General features: G+C 37.6%; 14 protein-coding genes. 1 reads left to right on the top strand and 13 read right to left on the bottom strand.

What is annotated here, in order from left to right; genetic code table 11:
- Positions 1-25 precede the first annotated feature (25 nt).
- The 9 genes from RBH95_RS04255 to RBH95_RS04215 form a co-directional block, all read right to left on the bottom strand.
- Positions 26-2,047: a DUF3857 domain-containing protein gene (locus tag RBH95_RS04255; protein WP_307901482.1), complete on the bottom strand. Its 2,022-nt coding sequence runs from the start codon at positions 2,045-2,047 to the stop codon at positions 26-28.
- Complete coding sequence (locus tag RBH95_RS04250; RefSeq protein ID WP_307901481.1) at positions 2,047-3,954, bottom strand: DUF3857 domain-containing protein; 1,908 nt, start codon at positions 3,952-3,954, stop codon at positions 2,047-2,049. The genes RBH95_RS04255 and RBH95_RS04250 overlap by 1 nt, the downstream gene beginning before the upstream one ends.
- Before the next feature lie 63 nt (positions 3,955-4,017).
- Positions 4,018-4,533: a metal-dependent hydrolase gene (locus RBH95_RS04245; protein ID WP_307901480.1), complete on the bottom strand. Its 516-nt coding sequence runs from the start codon at positions 4,531-4,533 to the stop codon at positions 4,018-4,020.
- Positions 4,533-4,985 carry a D-aminoacyl-tRNA deacylase gene (dtd, locus tag RBH95_RS04240; RefSeq protein ID WP_307901479.1) on the bottom strand — a complete coding sequence of 151 codons (453 nt, stop codon included), beginning with the start codon at positions 4,983-4,985 and terminating at the stop codon, positions 4,533-4,535. The genes RBH95_RS04245 and dtd overlap by 1 nt, the downstream gene beginning before the upstream one ends.
- 14 nt (positions 4,986-4,999) lie before the next feature.
- Positions 5,000-5,950, bottom strand: a complete 951-nt coding sequence (gene rsgA / locus RBH95_RS04235; RefSeq protein WP_307901478.1) for a ribosome small subunit-dependent GTPase A — start codon at positions 5,948-5,950, stop codon at positions 5,000-5,002.
- A gap of 103 nt (positions 5,951-6,053) precedes the next feature.
- Positions 6,054-7,136, bottom strand: coding sequence for a bifunctional 3-deoxy-7-phosphoheptulonate synthase/chorismate mutase type II (locus RBH95_RS04230; RefSeq protein WP_053978459.1), 1,083 nt, complete (start codon positions 7,134-7,136; stop codon positions 6,054-6,056).
- 11 nt (positions 7,137-7,147) lie between these two features.
- A complete protein-coding gene (locus RBH95_RS04225) occupies positions 7,148-7,999 on the bottom strand; it encodes a prephenate dehydrogenase (RefSeq protein WP_307901477.1) in 852 nt (283 codons plus the stop codon).
- A 1-nt stretch (position 8,000) separates the two neighbouring features.
- Positions 8,001-9,146 (bottom strand): pyridoxal phosphate-dependent aminotransferase, encoded by a 1,146-nt coding sequence (locus RBH95_RS04220; RefSeq protein WP_307901476.1) that lies wholly within the window; start codon positions 9,144-9,146, stop codon positions 8,001-8,003.
- On the bottom strand, positions 9,143-9,970 hold the full coding sequence (locus RBH95_RS04215; protein ID WP_307901475.1) for a prephenate dehydratase: 828 nt from the start codon (positions 9,968-9,970) through the stop codon (positions 9,143-9,145). The genes RBH95_RS04220 and RBH95_RS04215 overlap by 4 nt, the downstream gene beginning before the upstream one ends.
- A gap of 284 nt (positions 9,971-10,254) precedes the next feature.
- Between RBH95_RS04215 and gldA the strand changes: the two genes are divergently transcribed.
- A complete protein-coding gene (gene gldA, locus RBH95_RS04210) occupies positions 10,255-11,151 on the top strand; it encodes a gliding motility-associated ABC transporter ATP-binding subunit GldA (protein ID WP_307901474.1) in 897 nt (298 codons plus the stop codon).
- A gap of 12 nt (positions 11,152-11,163) precedes the next feature.
- Here the strand turns inward: gldA and RBH95_RS04205 are convergent, their stop codons facing one another.
- From RBH95_RS04205 to metH, 4 genes are read right to left on the bottom strand one after another with little or no spacing between them, the layout of a single operon-like run.
- Positions 11,164-11,910: a head GIN domain-containing protein gene (locus RBH95_RS04205; protein WP_307901473.1), complete on the bottom strand. Its 747-nt coding sequence runs from the start codon at positions 11,908-11,910 to the stop codon at positions 11,164-11,166.
- Positions 11,911-11,912: 2 nt separating this feature from the next.
- The gene (locus RBH95_RS04200; RefSeq protein WP_307901472.1) at positions 11,913-13,007 is read right to left on the bottom strand and encodes an acyloxyacyl hydrolase; all 1,095 of its coding nucleotides are present in this window, start codon (positions 13,005-13,007) and stop codon (positions 11,913-11,915) included.
- Positions 13,008-13,041: 34 nt separating this feature from the next.
- Entirely contained in the window at positions 13,042-13,995 is a 954-nt protein-coding gene (metF, locus tag RBH95_RS04195; RefSeq protein WP_307901471.1) for a methylenetetrahydrofolate reductase [NAD(P)H], read from the bottom strand.
- 60 nt (positions 13,996-14,055) lie between these two features.
- Positions 14,056-16,734 carry a methionine synthase gene (gene metH / locus RBH95_RS04190; protein ID WP_307901470.1) on the bottom strand — a complete coding sequence of 893 codons (2,679 nt, stop codon included), beginning with the start codon at positions 16,732-16,734 and terminating at the stop codon, positions 14,056-14,058.
- Positions 16,735-16,756 lie beyond the last annotated feature (22 nt).

Raw genomic sequence — 16,756 nt, 5'->3', positions numbered from 1 at the left:
ACTACTCAACCTACAAAATTGAGTATCATATTATTTTCTTTAGCACAACTTTTTCATTCTGCTTTTCTACACTAGATTTAAAAAAGCTTTTAAAATTTTCATAGTCTTCAGGCAATACCAAAGTAGTATTTAAATCTAAATTTACAAGCAATTGAAGATACTTGCCATTTTGCCTTACCACATAAGTTAATTTGGCCGCTCCGTTATTAAAATCGACAGCGCTACTCTCAGGTATCGTTTCAACCTCATACCCCTCAGGTATCACAATATTAACCATATATTTTGTCCCAACTGGAAAATCCATTGTAATTGGATAATTTCTTTTGGTTTGTTTAAAAGGGTTTTCCAGTGTTGCTAAAAATAGCATCGGTGAAAAATAAAGCTTCCCTGCAATTTCTTCAATACCGTCATTTGATTGAAAGTCATATGTAATTTGTAGAGGCTTATCTACATCTTTCACATTATTCGGCTCTAGATTTTCAATAACAATCTCCCCCTTATTTTTCTCAAACATCTTAATCAAATCGTCATGACTTACATTGGCATATCTATTTCGATGAAGCATTGCAACATAATTGGTGTAATTTTCACGAACTTTTCCTTCAACTGTTAAATCCGGATTTATTGTCATGTTTAAGAGCACGGTTTCATCGGAATTAATACTAGGCTGCAAATCAATCCAAGCAGAACTTCCATTTTCCCTAATGACTCTTCCTTGCCAATTTAAAGTTCTCACTGGCAACACATTTATTGTACTGTAGGCACTTGTTGCATCCAATAGGACATTAAAATTCACATCTTCAATCATACAAATTACATAATTAAACCCTTGGCGTGTAGGAAAAAGAGGGATACCATTATTTTTAGTACTCACCAAAACAGGATTTGCATTAATTTTTGCACTGCGCAGCATAGAGATCAACATTAAATTTATATCGCCTATATTTCCCGAGCCTTCTTTATAAGCTTTACGAACGCCATTCTCTGTTCTATAGCCATAATACCCATTCCATTTTACTTTTCTTTTTACATACTCAAAAATAAGAGCAATCTTTTTTGCATCATTTGTTTCACCTCCTATTAAAGCTTCAAGGTCCTCTTCGAAATATCCTGTCTTATCTAATTGTGCTCCAAACTCGTCACTGTCATAAATCCTTTTGGTCACTTTTTCCCAAGTTGAAGAGAAAGTCTCCAAAGGTTTATTAGGATATTTAATAGCTGTTAGCTCCAAAATTAGTTTTGCTCTGTAATTATTGATATTGTCCACTAAAGGTTCATCCTTTAACGCAGGAATATTCTCTTCACTTGATGTTATAACGTTGTCCAAATAATCCGTCTTTGATTGACTAAATTCTGTTTTGGATACACCCCATCCACTCCCACTTCTTTCTTTACTATGAATTGTAAAGCTATTATGCACTTTTGTCATATCAAACTTTGGAATGTATCTAGATTTAGGATTTAGCAATTTATTGTACATATAGTATTCTGGAGTACTAATCTTCAAATCGTACTTCAGAATTGGAATATTATACTGAAAATCAATATCATCAATTTGCAAATAAGGTGATTTAATTTGGTAGGAATATTCAATTACACAACCTTCTTTTACATTTGGCATAGTGAAGGATTCAAATTTCCAGTACTTATTAGCAAACTCTTCAAACATGCCTTCCTTTTTCAACTTATCTTTTTCTATCTTACCTCCTATAAGGTTAAAAGTATATCCTTTTAATGAAGATAATGATTCTGAATTCGCAGCAGACCTATTGTAAAGTCTCACTTTTTTTGTGGCCCAATTAAAACCTTCTTTGTTATAAATTTTTATGCGCTCATGGACTTCCCTATTTTGCATAAATCCTTCTCCTTGAATATACTCAAAACTTATTTTTTCATTCTTATATAACACTACAGCATTAGCTGAAGAGTCTTGAGGGCAGATTTTCTCTTCAAGTTCTTGTTTTGAAACTTTTCCAAAATCATAATCTTGAGCATATTGCACATAGCTCAAGAATAAAATCAATAATGTTGTAAGAACCTTTTTCATTACTTTTTAGGTTTTAAAGTTAATGCCAGTTTAGCTTTATCATTTTTTGCCACAGAGGCCACAAAGTCTCTAAACCTGGCATATTCTTCTTTAGGATAATTTCCTTTATTTAAGCTATAAGTCCGCTTGTAAAGTATTTCATGCTCATTAAGCACCGTTATTGAAAATTGATAGAAACCATACTTAGTATCAATGCTTACCGCATCTGGTAACGCATCAAAACTTAGGGATTCGTCGATTTCAACTATAAACTCATCAGTATCAACAAAGCCCCTTTCAATTTCAAAATCTAAAGTTCTATTTCTATATCGTGTAGGTATGTGAGTTACCCTATTGAATATATTAGGACTAACCAATAAAAGATTACCTGTTTTTGAGGCATAATTCTGTGCGGAAACCTTAATATTTTCAGTAAAAAGAATACTATCTTTATCATTCTCAAACTCCATTTCGGTTATTGATAAATTATTGATATAATCCCAATAGTTTTTAAAATACAAATCCTGATTCCTGGGTTCTTCATTCTGAATCCCCTCATGCAAAGCATACTGATATCCTTGGGTTTTAATGGTTACTTCCCCATTTAAGGATCCATCATTAAGCAGTTTTACTCTAGCTTTAGTAACCTGATTGCTTTTCTCTTTAGGATATATCGTTGTATGGATTATTTCACCTCCTTCAGGTGTCACTATCAAAGCATCTCTATCATCTGTAAAACCTGCAATAAAACCAAAAGGATTTGTTTGACTAGTACATTCCAACCACACACCATTCTCTTTATTTGGAAGATATAACACTACATGATTTCCTTGTGTAGAAGAAAATTCTTTATCTATACTTCTTATATTTCTCCCCCCATAAATAACGGCATAATTAGCATCAACTCCTACCTCTTTCAGCAAAGCATAGGTGTAATTAGACAAGCCTTTACAATCTCCATAGCCCAAGCGATCAACATCGGTTGCCAACATAGGCTTCCAACCACCAATACCAACCTGTACACTTATATAACGAGTTTTATCTTGCACATACTTATAGACAATTTTTGCCTTTTCCAAATCATTTGAACTATCTTTTGTCAATTCTTTTATCTCTTGTTTTACTTGATCTGGCAATTGATCAGTTCCATTTAATAAGTCCTCAAACATCCATTTACCAAAATCTGACCAATTATTATTAACACCTTTTACCCCAACCATATCAAACTCAACTAAAGCTGCCTTTAAAACAGGGGCATAGGTTTTAAAAGGAGGACTATAAGCTTCTGGCTTTAATGAGCTTAAATCATTTGCTTTGTAATGAAAATTATTAAGCTTTGTAATATTATAGTTTTCAAAATTTTGAGTCTTAATTTTAACTTCAACTTCAGAAGAATTTATAATTTCATACTCGCTATTTTCCGTACTTACATAAAAACCTTCAATGGGTCTCCAACCAGGCAAAAATGCTGTGGAATTATATTCTATTTCAGCATCCAACAGTACCGTATAGGGATAACTTATAGGAGTGTAATCCAAATACTTAACCCGACTATCAGAATACAAAGTCCCTCCACTAACAGCGCTTACATCCTGAAAATCCTTCTCCTTAATTTTTTTCAACTCTTTTCCATAAGCATCAAAAATCTTCACTTCCAAATTTTTAATATCAATCCCCCTTCCATAATGAAATACAGCATCAATATCAGAATTACCTGCTTTACTTAAAACCGTCACAATTCTTTTTTGAGTAACCAAAATTTCATTATAGGCTTTAATTTCAATTTTTTGATCATTATATCTTACAACAGCATTAGCCTTAGATTTCAATTCCGAGGGAATAGTCGCGGCAGCATAAAGTTCTTCTTGAGAATATACTATAGAGGCCATGAAGAAAGCCCCTAAAAAGGTCAGTAGTTTGGTTGTCATGGGTTGGTTTTTGAAGCATAAATCTAATAAAAATCTCCAATTTTAAGGAGAAATCTGTAAAGATTAGGCCCGTTTATTTTTTAACCAACTGAACATCAAAACAATAAAACAAGGCGCAAAAATGTAAAGCAACTCGCTCATTATCACTTTAGCACCCCATTCTGAAAAAAAACGTTCCACACCAATTGGTGATCCTTGGATGACCCTCCAAGGAAAAAAATACCGATGATTGTTAAAAGGGATAAAAAAGCCCACACCTTTGCCGCCAGTAGTTAAAGCATCCAAAAGCCCATGGGACAAAGTACTCAATACAATAACGATGGCATAAATAGGCTTCTGCTTTTTACCAAAAGCCAAGGTTAGAAACAAGGTCCAAATAATAGCAAATACAATGGAATGTGTAAAACCACGATGCCCCCATGGCGACTCATATGGAACCCCTAACATAAATCCCAACACATCAGCATCTGGAATTATGGCTGACAAAACAGCTAGAAACAATAAAAATTTGGGCACTTTTCTGGACGCAACTTTACCAATAGTAAAGGCTAGCATTCCATGGCCAAAGAGAGAGGCCATTACACTTTGTCTTTTGTATCAATTATAATGGTTACGGGACCATCATTTACCAATGCAACTTTCATATCGGCACCAAACTCTCCCGTTCCAACAGTTTTACCTAAATCGGTTTCAAATTTGGCCACAAAAGCTTCGTACAAAGGAATGGCAACATCTGGTTTCGCTGCATTAATATAACTAGGACGATTTCCTTTTTTTGTACTGGCATGCAAAGTAAACTGGCTAACAACAATAGCATCTCCATCCACATCAATCAAAGATTTGTTCATCACCTCATTCTCATCTGGAAAAATTCGAAGGTTGGCAATCTTCTTGGAAAGCCAGTCTATGTCCTCTCGAGTATCCTCATCTACAATTCCCAATAATATCAAAAGGCCAGTTTTAATATTAGCCACTTGCTCTCCTTCAATAGTGACACTGGATTGTGATACTCTTTGAATGACTGCTTTCATTGTTGTGTAAAATATTATTCTTTTGAGTAGTTATCTGTACGGTAAGATTCGTCTTCGCCTTCCAAAATTTGAAGGTAACTTCTATATCGAGAATAGGCAATTTCATCATTTTCCAAAGCTTCCTTCACGGCGCACTTTGGCTCATCTACATGGATGCAGTTATTGAATTTGCAATGCTGTTTTAATTCAAAAAACTCAGGAAAATAGTCCCCTACTTCCTCTTTATCCATATCCACCACACCAAACCCTTTGATTCCAGGGGTATCAATTATTTTGGCTCCAAACTCCAAATCGAACATTTCGGCAAACGTTGTGGTATGCTGTCCCTGCATGTGCTGCATGGAAATTTCCTTAGTCTTTAAATCTAAAGTCGGTTCTATAGCGTTTACCAAAGTAGATTTTCCAACTCCAGAATGGCCTGCAAACATGCATACCTTATCCTTCATTAACGACTTCACCTTATCAATATTTTTCCCGGTCGCTGCCGAAATACCAATACATTCGTATCCAATCTTTCTGTACACATGAGCCAAATACCGCACCTCATTCAAAGTGTCTTCGTCGTAAGCATCAATTTTATTGAATAGAAGAACGGCTGGCACGGAATAGGCTTCAGCAGTCACCAAAAAGCGATCGATAAAACTTGTAAAAGTTGGCGGATTATCAATGGTTACCAACAAGAATACCACATCAATATTGGCAGCAATAACATGGGTTTGCTTTGAAAGGTTTACCGATTTTCTGACAATAAAGTTTTTGCGATCCTTGATATGGTGAATGACCCCCGTAGTTTCATCATTGTTGGTCTCCAATTCAAAATCTACCACGTCACCAACAGCAATAGGATTGGTACTCTTAATTCCCTTAATCCTAAACTTCCCTTTCATCCTACATTGATAGGATGCACCGAGCTCTGTATTAACGGTGTACCAACTTCCTGTAGATTTATATACGATTCCTGTCATGCGGTACAAAGATGTGAATTATTCGCTTGTCAAACAACAAAAAAGACCACCAAAGGCAGTCTTTCTAATTCATACTAGAAGAAATAATTCTATTCAAAAACGACTAAGAATTGATAATCTTCTCTTGATGGTTAATAGACTCTTGGTGAATAGCTTTAAATACACGCAAAATAAATTCTTCGCTTAAATTTTTCTCCTCACCTTGAAGAATCATTTTACCTAAAATCTCATTCCATCGTTTAGACTGTAATACGGCCACGTTTTTAGATTTTTTAAGGGCTCCAATATCATCGGCTATTTTCATGCGTTTACCCAAAATTTCAATTAATTGATGGTCAATAAGGTCTATTTGTGTACGCATCATGTTGATTTTATTGTTGAACTCGGCGGCATCGTCAAACTCCTTTCTAATCTTTAAATCTTTGGTAATCTGAATCAAGGTTTTTGGTGTGATTTGTTGCGCGGCATCGCTCCATGCATTATCTGGATCGTAATGGGTTTCTATCATCAAACCATCGTAATTTAAATCCAAGGCAGTCTGGCAAAGATCAAAAATGATGTCTCGCCTTCCAGCAATATGTGAAGGATCTAAAATAAGAGGTAAATCTGGAAAACGGTTTTGTAAATCAACGGCTATTTGCCATTCAGGATTGTTTCTGTAGTTTGTTTTTTCATAGGTAGAAAACCCTCTATGGATCACCCCTAAGTTTTTAATATCTGCCGTATAGAATCGTTCAACAGCTCCCAACCACAAAGACAAGTCTGGGTTTACAGGGTTTTTCACCAACACCGTTTTATCTGTTCCCTTAAGGGCATCGGCAATATCCTGAACTATAAATGGGCTCACCGTGGTTCTGGCGCCAATCCATAAAATGTCTACATCATGCTCCAAGGCCAAATCTACGTGATGGGCATTGGCAACCTCGGTGGTGGTTAACATTCCTGTTTCTTCCTTTGCCTTTTGCAACCATTTAAGCCCTAAAGCTCCCACACCCTCAAAGTTGCCTGGTCTTGTTCTTGGCTTCCAAATGCCTGCTCGCAATACCGTAGCATCACTATCTTTTAATTCATGTGCAATTTTCAACAACTGCTCCTCTGTTTCCGCACTACATGGCCCTGCAATTACCAACGGATGCTCCAATCCGAAGTTGTCTAACCACGATCTAAGTTCTTTCTTGTTTTCCATTATGCTCTGTTTTAAACGATTCCTTTTAATATGTCTTTAATATGATTGGTACTTTTCATTTCATTGTAAATTTCATCAAACTCATCTGCCTTCATAAACTCCTTGAATCTTGTGAGGTTGTCTATATACTCTTCCAAAGTTTCAATGACATTGACCTTGTTCTGTTTAAAAATTGGAGTCCACATTTCTGGTGAACTTTTAGCCAAACGCACCGTACTCTCGAATCCACTTCCCGCCAAGTCAAAAATATCACGCTCATTTTTTTCCTTTTCAATTACGGTTTTCCCCAACATGAAAGAACTGATATGTGACAAATGCGATACATAGGCAATGTGTTTGTCGTGCGCCTCGGGATTCATATACCGAATCCTCATGCCCATAATTTTGAAAATATTTAAGGCCAATTCCTGCAATTTGAATGCTGTTTTTTCCACCTCACAAATTATGTTGGTTTTCCCTACAAATAACCCTTCAATAGCAGCCGAAGGTCCAGAAAACTCGGTTCCCGCAATGGGATGGGTGGCCAAAAAATTTCTTCGTTTTGGATGATTTTCCACCACTTTACAAATATCATTTTTGGTGGAACCGGCATCAATCACCAAGGCATCGTCATGCACCAAATCCAAGACTTTAGGCAATAGTGTAACGGTAGCATCCACGGGCACAGCAACCACAATAATATCTGCTTGGGGCAAGGACTCCATAGTAGCCTTTTTATCTATAATTCCCAAATCCTTGGCCTGTTCCAAATGTTTTGGATTGTGGTCAATACCATGAATTGTTATATTCTCGCTCAGGCGCTTAATATCTTTGGCAATGCTTCCGCCAATCAACCCAATCCCTATGATGTAAATATTTTTCATACTACTTAACTCTAGCTATCGCTTCTTCTATATCTTCTAATGGGGCACACAATGAAAACCGAATATAGCCTTCTCCATTGGTTCCAAAAACAGTGCCTGGGGCAATAAAAATGGAATTGTTCTTCAACAATATATCTATAAATTCTTCGGCCTTTACAAAATCGGGCAACTTGGCCCAGACGAACATCCCCGAGGCAGTTCTATCAAATGTACAGTTTAGGGCTTCTGCCAATTGCCAAACCAACTCTCGACGCTTTTCGTAAACACTGTTAAGGCTTACATACCACATTTCAGAACATTTTAAGGCTTCAATGGCACCTTTCTGAATGCCGTAAAACATCCCCGAATCCATATTGCTCTTTACCTTGACAATGGCATTGATATAATCAGATTTTCCCAAAACCATTCCCACACGCCAACCGGCCATGTTAAAGGTTTTACTCAACGAATTCAATTCCAAACAGCAATCCTTCGCGCCTTTGTATTTCAAGATACTTCTAGGATGTTCATTCAAAATAAAACTATACGGATTGTCATTCACCAATAAAATGTTGTTGCGTTTGGCAAAAGCAATCACATCTTCATAAAACTTGTTTGGCGCTGCAGCTCCAGTTGGCATGTGCGGATAGCTTAGCCACATCAACTTCACCTTACTCAAATCCTGCTTTTCCAGTTCGATCAAGTTCGGCAACCACTTCCCTTTTTCATTTAAATCGTAGAACACAGGCACAGCACCCACCAATTTGGTTACCGATGTATAGGTTGGATATCCCGGATTGGGAATCAACACCTCATCGCCTTCATTTAAAAAAGCCATGGAAACATGCATGATTCCTTCCTTACTTCCCATAAGCGGCAACACTTCCGTTGTCGGGCTTAAAGCCACTTCAAACCTCTCTCGGTAAAACACCGTAATGGCTTCCCGCAGCTCTGGCAAACCATAGTAGTTTTGATATTTATGCGCCGAAGGATCAGAAAGACTATCTGTGATAGCTGCCAACACTTTCATGGGCGGCTCCAAATCTGGGCTTCCAATGCCTAAATTGATAATAGGCTTGCCGTGTGCCTTTAGCAATGCCACTTCCTTCAGTTTTTTTGAGAAATAATATTCCTCCACTGTATGTAACCTGTCAGCTACTGTAATCATAGTTTAGCGTTTTTATATTCGCCCAATATTTTTAGGTCCTGAGACATGATTTTTAAAATGGATTTCGCCTTATCATAATCGGCATAGGCTTCAAAAGTGACATCCACAAAAAAGGCATACTTCCAAGGGGTCTCAATTTTTGGTAAAGATTGTATTTTGGTCAAGTTCAATTTACAATCACTCATTACATTAAGCACTGTAGCTAAGCTACCACGTTTATGGTCCAATTCAAATTTAAGAGACGCTTTATTGATTTCCTCTTTAGAAATTTCAGAATTTTGTTTTTTCACAATCACAAAACGGGTCTCGTTATGAGCAATGGTTTGGATACTTTCCGCCAAAATTTGAAGCTCAAACAATTCCGCCGCTAAACGGCTGGCAATAGCTGCCACATTTTTAAGTCCCTTGGTTTTGATTCGCTCCGCCACTTCAGCCGTATCCTTGTCTTCAATTAACTTGATGTGCGAATGCTTTTTAAAAAACTCCTTACACTGTAGCAAGGCCATAGGGTGTGAATACACTTCGTGAATCTCCTCGATGGACTGATTTGGCAAGGCCATTAAATGATGCTGAATATCTAAATAATGCTCTCCAATAACATGCAGGTTATGGGTGTCAAGCAAAGCGTAATTTGGAATAATAGAACCCGCAATGGAGTTTTCTATAGCCATAATCACGGCATCACTTTTATCGGTAAGCAAACTGTTTACCGCTGTATCAAAAGACAAGCATTCATCAATAATAACATCATCATTAAAATATTGTTGGCAGACAATATGATGAAAAGACCCCTTTATTCCCTGTATTGCAACTGACTTTATCATGTAAAAAAAAAAGTCCCGATTTTCATCGAGACTTATATTAAATTTATAGCTATAAATTATACATACAGAGTCTCGTTTCTTTTGCTAAAAAAGAAATAAAACCAGTTAAAATATGTATAATTATTTGTGTTCATTGCTGTTACGAAATGCTAATGTAATTAATATTTCCACAAATCAAAGTCCTGGACCTTAATTTTTTCTTCATTTCCATTTTTTTTCACGAATTTACATCTATACGAGGTTTAAACTATATAATTACTATTTTTGGACAAACAATTCTCTATATGTCAATAGCAGTTGCGCACATATCCAAAGTTTACGGCACACAAAAGGCTCTGAACGATGTTTCTTTCCAAGTGAACAAAGGTGAAATTGTTGGTTTTTTAGGTCCCAATGGTGCTGGAAAATCAACGATGATGAAAATCCTAACCACTTATATCGAAGCCAGCAGCGGAGAGGCTAAAGTTTGTGATTTTGACGTGAACTCCGCGTCTAAAGAGGTACAGAAACATGTAGGCTATTTACCGGAGCACAATCCACTTTATTTGGAAATGTATGTGAAGGAATACCTTCATTTTAATGCAGGGGTCTATAGTGTAGCCAAAGAGCGAATTGCAGAAGTGATTGAACTTACGGGATTGACACCCGAAGCCCACAAAAAAATTGGTCAGCTCTCAAAAGGATATCGGCAACGTGTTGGATTGGCAAATGCACTCCTTCACAACCCAGATGTGTTGATTTTGGATGAACCTACCACAGGATTGGACCCCAACCAATTGGTAGACATCAGGCAACTGATTAAAAATGTGGGAAAGGAAAAAACTGTGTTTCTATCTACGCATATCATGCAAGAAGTGGAAGCCATGTGCGACCGAGTAATCATTATCAACAAAGGTGAAATTGTGGCAGACAAACGCCTTTCTGAACTTAGGGAAGGGAAAGACCAAACCGTGATTGTTGAGTTTGATTATCGCGTGGAAGAAGCCTTTTTACAAAAATTGCCTCATGTGAAATCGGTAGTTAATGTTCATGATTTTGTATATGAAATCACGTTTTCCACAACTAAGGACATGCGTTCTCATGTGTTTGATTTTGCCCATGACAATGAACTCAAAATCCTTCAACTGAACCAAAAGAATGAAAGTTTGGAAAGTTTGTTCAGAGAATTGACAAATAAATAAAGGAATGCTCTTCTAATCCTGAATAATCAAATTTCCAGTATACAAGGTTTCCAAAGTAACTTCTGAAGGTTCGTTTAGAGAAATTACATCTCCAGGGCCTAAAATTTCTCCAGATAAAGATTGTTGGGGATTTACAATCATATCATTGCTCCCGCGGTGATAAATATCCACATGTTGCGCAATCAGGGCTTCACCTTCAAAACGCCCTGCTCCAGCATAAAAACCAACAAATAAATTTTCGGTTTGCCCTGTGATGTAGAAAGACGCCATATTGTTGGCTACTATATTTATTTGAGTTGCATTGACATCCAATCTAAAATCTCCTGTAGTAAAACTGTCAGGCGCATTGTAATCTTCAGACAATAATTGAAGGTTTGGAAAATTCAGGGTTCCTTCCGAAGAAATGTCGTATTGCGTAGAACTTCTAATGGTTTTAATATTTGGTGCCGTAACATACATCTTGGTTACACCATAGTCCCTCACATAGTTACACGTATTATTGTCGGCTAATTGTAACTCTCCATCCACTACTTTTACAGATACATCGTTGATAAGATTTTCTCCCGTTTCAACCAAAACCTGAAAATCACCTTCGGCCAAAATCAGTTCTATATCCCTATTCACCAAAATCCGTTCAAATTCAGACACTTCAAATTCCTGCTGAATGATGCTTCCTGAAGTTTGAAAACAATCATTGGCATTCTCACTGTCGCAAGCAACCATCAATAATAAAACGAAAATGTAAATTAGCTTTCTCATACCTATAATCGAATTCCAACTCCTAGTTCAACGGCTTCTGCTTTAGCTCCATGCGATTTCAATGTTAAAGCTGCAAATACTTTATCTCCAAAATAACGTTTTAAACCTACTCTAAAATAAGTACGCCCCTCAAAATCGAAAGGATAATACACATAGTATCCTACTTGGGTTACCACCGACATTTTATTGATGAACAATTCGTGACCTGCAAAAATCCCCACACGTTTCCAATCTTCATCCCCAGAAACATTTTCCTCTGGAAAAGCTACCGATTGGTAATAAATTAATTCCTTTAAAAACTTAGAGAAAAACACATCAGCTCCTAACTGAATGGCACTTTTATGCCCCAAACTTTTATCGGCATAGGCAGACAACACATAAAATGGAAACCTGCCACTATCTATAACGTCGCTTTCATTGATTCCTGTTCGAAACACCAAATTATATTTGATAGGTTCAGTAAATTTCTCCTTTGTTAAATCGTCGATATACTCAGGATCACTTTCCTCCAAACTGTAAACCACCCCTACATTTAACGTCATTGAATTCACGCTAGTATTGGGTGCCTTTACATTGGCATTGGAATAATGAATCAAACTCAAACCTCCCTGAATTCCAAATCTATCAAAAATGCGTTCTTTTTTATAATTCAGCATCAAGTAAGTACTGCTCAACACATGCGACCCAAAGGCCACATTCTTAAAGTTATCATACTTATCATAAGGATTTGTAGCATAAGCCAATCCTTGACCAATACGCAACATTAAATTCCGCTTAAAAAAGTAAAAGTTATAATGGGCATATAGCGCGTAATTATTCCCTAGAACATCATTCTTTAAATTTTGGTAAGCAAAAGACACACCATAATCTGGATAATTATAACGCTGTTCCCAATCATTGAACCCAAAGGTTTTCTTGTTCCAACTAACAATAAAACCTTCGGGATGTCCTTTGATTAAGTGTAGAATACTGTTGTTGTGAAGCGCTATGTTCCCTTTAAAATAATTGACTTCTACAGTAGAATACTTAGTCTCAGTTTCTTGAGAAAAAAGAACTCCGATCCATAAAAAAAACAGGCAGGAAAATAGATGCTTCATAGGCTGGATTATGGGGGCAAAAATAGTAGAATAATTAAAACAAGTGTTCTGCAATAGCCTTTATATTGTCACTTTTCCCCATAGAGTAATAGTGCAACACAGGCACTCCTGCCTCCAATAATTCCTTAGACTGTTGAATGGCCCATTCTATACCAACTTGGCGTACCGCCTTATTGTCCTTACTATTTTCGACTGCTGAAATCAGTTCTTCCGGCAAATCAATTTTAAACACATGTGGCAACAGCTGTAAATGGCGCTTTACGGCAATAGGTTTAATCCCCGGAATGATTGGCACATCAATCCCTGCTTCTTTAGCAGCATTTACAAATTCGAAATAACGTTTGTTATCGAAGAACATTTGGGTCACCACATAATCAGCACCGGCATCCACCTTTTCCTTTAAACGCTTCAAATCGGTTTGAAGTGAAGGTGCTTCAATGTGTTTTTCTGGATAACCAGCTACACCAATACAAAAATCAGCTCTATCGTCGGCTTCAATAACATCGTGAAGGTATTTCCCCTCATTCAAATCCTGAATCTGTTTTACCAATTCACTAGCATAAGTATGACCTCCCTTCGCTGGTTCAAAATACTTTTGGTGGCTCATGGCATCGCCTCGCAACGCCATGACATTTTCAATCCCCAGATAGTGACAGTCTACCAATACATATTCGGTTTCCTCCTTTGTAAAACCTCCGCAGAGTACATGAGGCACCGTATCGACATTGTACTTATGCTTTATCGATGCACAGATTCCAACCGTTCCTGGACGCATTCTTGTAATCTTTCTATCCAACAACCCATTCCTATCAATATACACGTACTCTTCACGAGACGTAGTGACATCAATGAATGGCGGTTTAAACTCCATTAAAGGGTCAATATTATTGTATAGTTCCTGAATATTGCTCCCCTTTTTTGGAGGTATGATTTCAAATGAAAACAATGTTTTGCCCTTGGCCTGTTTGATATGATCTGTTACTTTCATAATATTTCCCTCAGTTGGAAAAGTGTTTAATTACTGTCTTTTTTTAGTGCGGCTTCTAAATTAATCAGCCAAATTTGGATTTAGCCATTTTTCGGCCTCATCATTTGAAATCCCTCTACGCTTGGCATATTCCTTCAATTGGTCTTCGGTTATTTTACCCAACCCAAAATATTTGGCATCTTTGTTGGCAAAATAATACCCACTTACACTAGCCGCTGGCCACATGGCCAAACTATCGGTCAACTCTACCCCAATGTTTTCCTTTACCTGCAACAATTTCCAGATGGTTTTCTTTTCCAAGTGGTCTGGACAGGCTGGATATCCCGGCGCTGGACGGATGCCTTTATAGTTTTCTTTAATCAATTCTTCATTGGATAAATTCTCGTCTTGCACATAGCCCCAAATATCCGTTCTAACTTCCTTATGCAAATATTCAGCGTAAGCTTCTGCCAAACGATCGGCAAGGGCTTTGATCATGATGGAATTATAATCGTCATGGTTATCCTCAAATTGCTTGGCCAATTCAGCCGTTCCAAAACCAGTACTCACACAGAAACAACCTATGTAATCCTGTTTTCCTGACTCTTTCGGTGCCACGAAATCCGACAAGGCAAAATTTGACACGCCTTCACGCTTATCCAATTGCTGACGTAAGGTTAAAAACTTTGCTTCTACAGCTCCAGATTCATCATACACTTCAATATCATCGTCATTCACCGTATTGGCAGGGAACAGTCCAAAAACTGCTTTGGCCCCCAATAACTTCTCATCAAAAATACGCTTTAGCAATACCTGTGCATCGGCATACAATTCAGACGCATGCTGTCCAACCACTTCATCTTTTAGGATTTCTGGATATTTTCCATGCAAATCCCAACTTCTAAAAAATGGACTCCAATCAATATAAGCTTCTAATTTGGTGATATCGAAATCTTCTACCACCTGAACCCCCAGGTGCTTTGGCTTTACAATGTCAACAGCATTCCAATCAATTTTGAATTTGCGCTTTCTAGCCTCTTCAATGTCGATATAATCCTTCTTTTTCCCGCGCTTTAAAAACTGTTCACGGAATTTTTCATACTCCTCACGAATCTGTTCTTTGTAAACTGCATTGTCCTTCTGCAACAAATTCCCTACAACAGTTACCGCTCTGGAAGCATCATTTACATGTACCACAGCATGGGTATAATTCGGCGCAATTTTCACCGCGGAATGCGCTCTAGAAGTAGTTGCTCCTCCAATAAGCAATGGAATGGTAAACTTTTGTTTTTCCATTTCTTTAGACAGATACACCATTTCGTCCAAAGACGGTGTAATCAACCCACTCAAACCAATGGCATCCACCTTTTCGGCTTTTGCTGTTTCTATAATTTTTTCTGGTGGTACCATTACTCCAAGGTCTACAATCTCATAATTGTTACACCCCAAAACCACGCTGACAATATTTTTACCAATATCGTGGACATCCCCTTTTACGGTCGCCATCAAAATCTTTCCGGCATACTCTTGCTTTCCGTCCTTTTCTGCTTCAATAAATGGTTGCAAATAGGCTACTGCCTTTTTCATCACCCTAGCCGATTTCACCACCTGAGGCAAAAACATTTTTCCACTTCCGAACAAATCTCCAACCACATTCATCCCAATCATCAAGTGACCTTCAATAACCTCGATAGGCCTTTCGACCGTCAATCTTGCTTCCTCAACATCCTCGATTATAAAGGTATCGATTCCCTTCACCAAACTATGAGTGATACGGTCTTGCAGGCTATCACTTCGCCATTCCAAAACTTTGGCAACATCTTCCTTTTTATCACCTTTTACGGTTTCTGCAAAATCCAATAAACGCTCCGTAGCATCATCTCTTCTATCCAACAATACATCTTCGACGTGTTCCAATAAATCCTTTGGAATTTCGTCATATACCTCCAACATCGTTGGGTTAACAATACCCAAATTCATTCCGTGCTTAATGGCATGAAATAAAAATGCTGAATTGATAGCTTCACGAACTACATTATTTCCTCTGAAAGAGAAGGACACATTACTCACCCCTCCCGAAACATTGGCATAAGGCAAGTTTTCACGAATCCATTTTGTGGCATTGAAAAAATCCAATGCATTTAACCTGTGCTCTTCCATTCCAGTAGCCACTGGGAAAATGTTAGGATCGAAAATGATATCTTCTGGCGGGAAATTCACCTCATTCACCAGAATATCATAAGAACGTTTACAGATATCGATACGTCTTTGGTAAGTATCAGCCTGTCCTTCCTCATCAAATGCCATCACAATCACCGCAGCTCCATAACGTTTTACCAATTTGGCATGATGCACGAAAGTTTCTTTTCCTTCTTTTAAACTGATGGAATTCACCACAGATTTCCCTTGCACCACCTGCAAGCCTGCTTCGATAATTTCCCATTTAGAACTATCGATCATAATCGGCACGCGGGCAATATCAGGTTCCGAAGCAATTAAATTCAAGAAAGTTACCATGGCCTCCTTACCATCCAACATCCCCTCATCCATATTCACATCGATGATTTGGGCACCGCCTTCCACCTGGTCTCTAGCCACATCAAGGGCCTCCTCGTATTTTTCTTCCTTTATCAACCTTAAAAACTTGCGAGACCCCGTTACATTGGTTCGCTCCCCTACATTGATAAAATTACTTTCAGGAGTGACTATTAAAGGTTCTAAACCTGAAAGCTTTAAATATTTTGTATGTTTTTCTGACATTGTAATTCTTTTCTAACCGTCC

The sequence above is a fragment of the Mangrovimonas sp. YM274 genome (assembly GCF_030908385.1).
In the GTDB taxonomy this organism is placed as follows: Bacteria; Bacteroidota; Bacteroidia; order Flavobacteriales; family Flavobacteriaceae; genus Mangrovimonas_A.
Note: the sequence above shows the minus strand (reverse complement) of the source record. Positions and strands in the feature narration are given on the sequence as shown.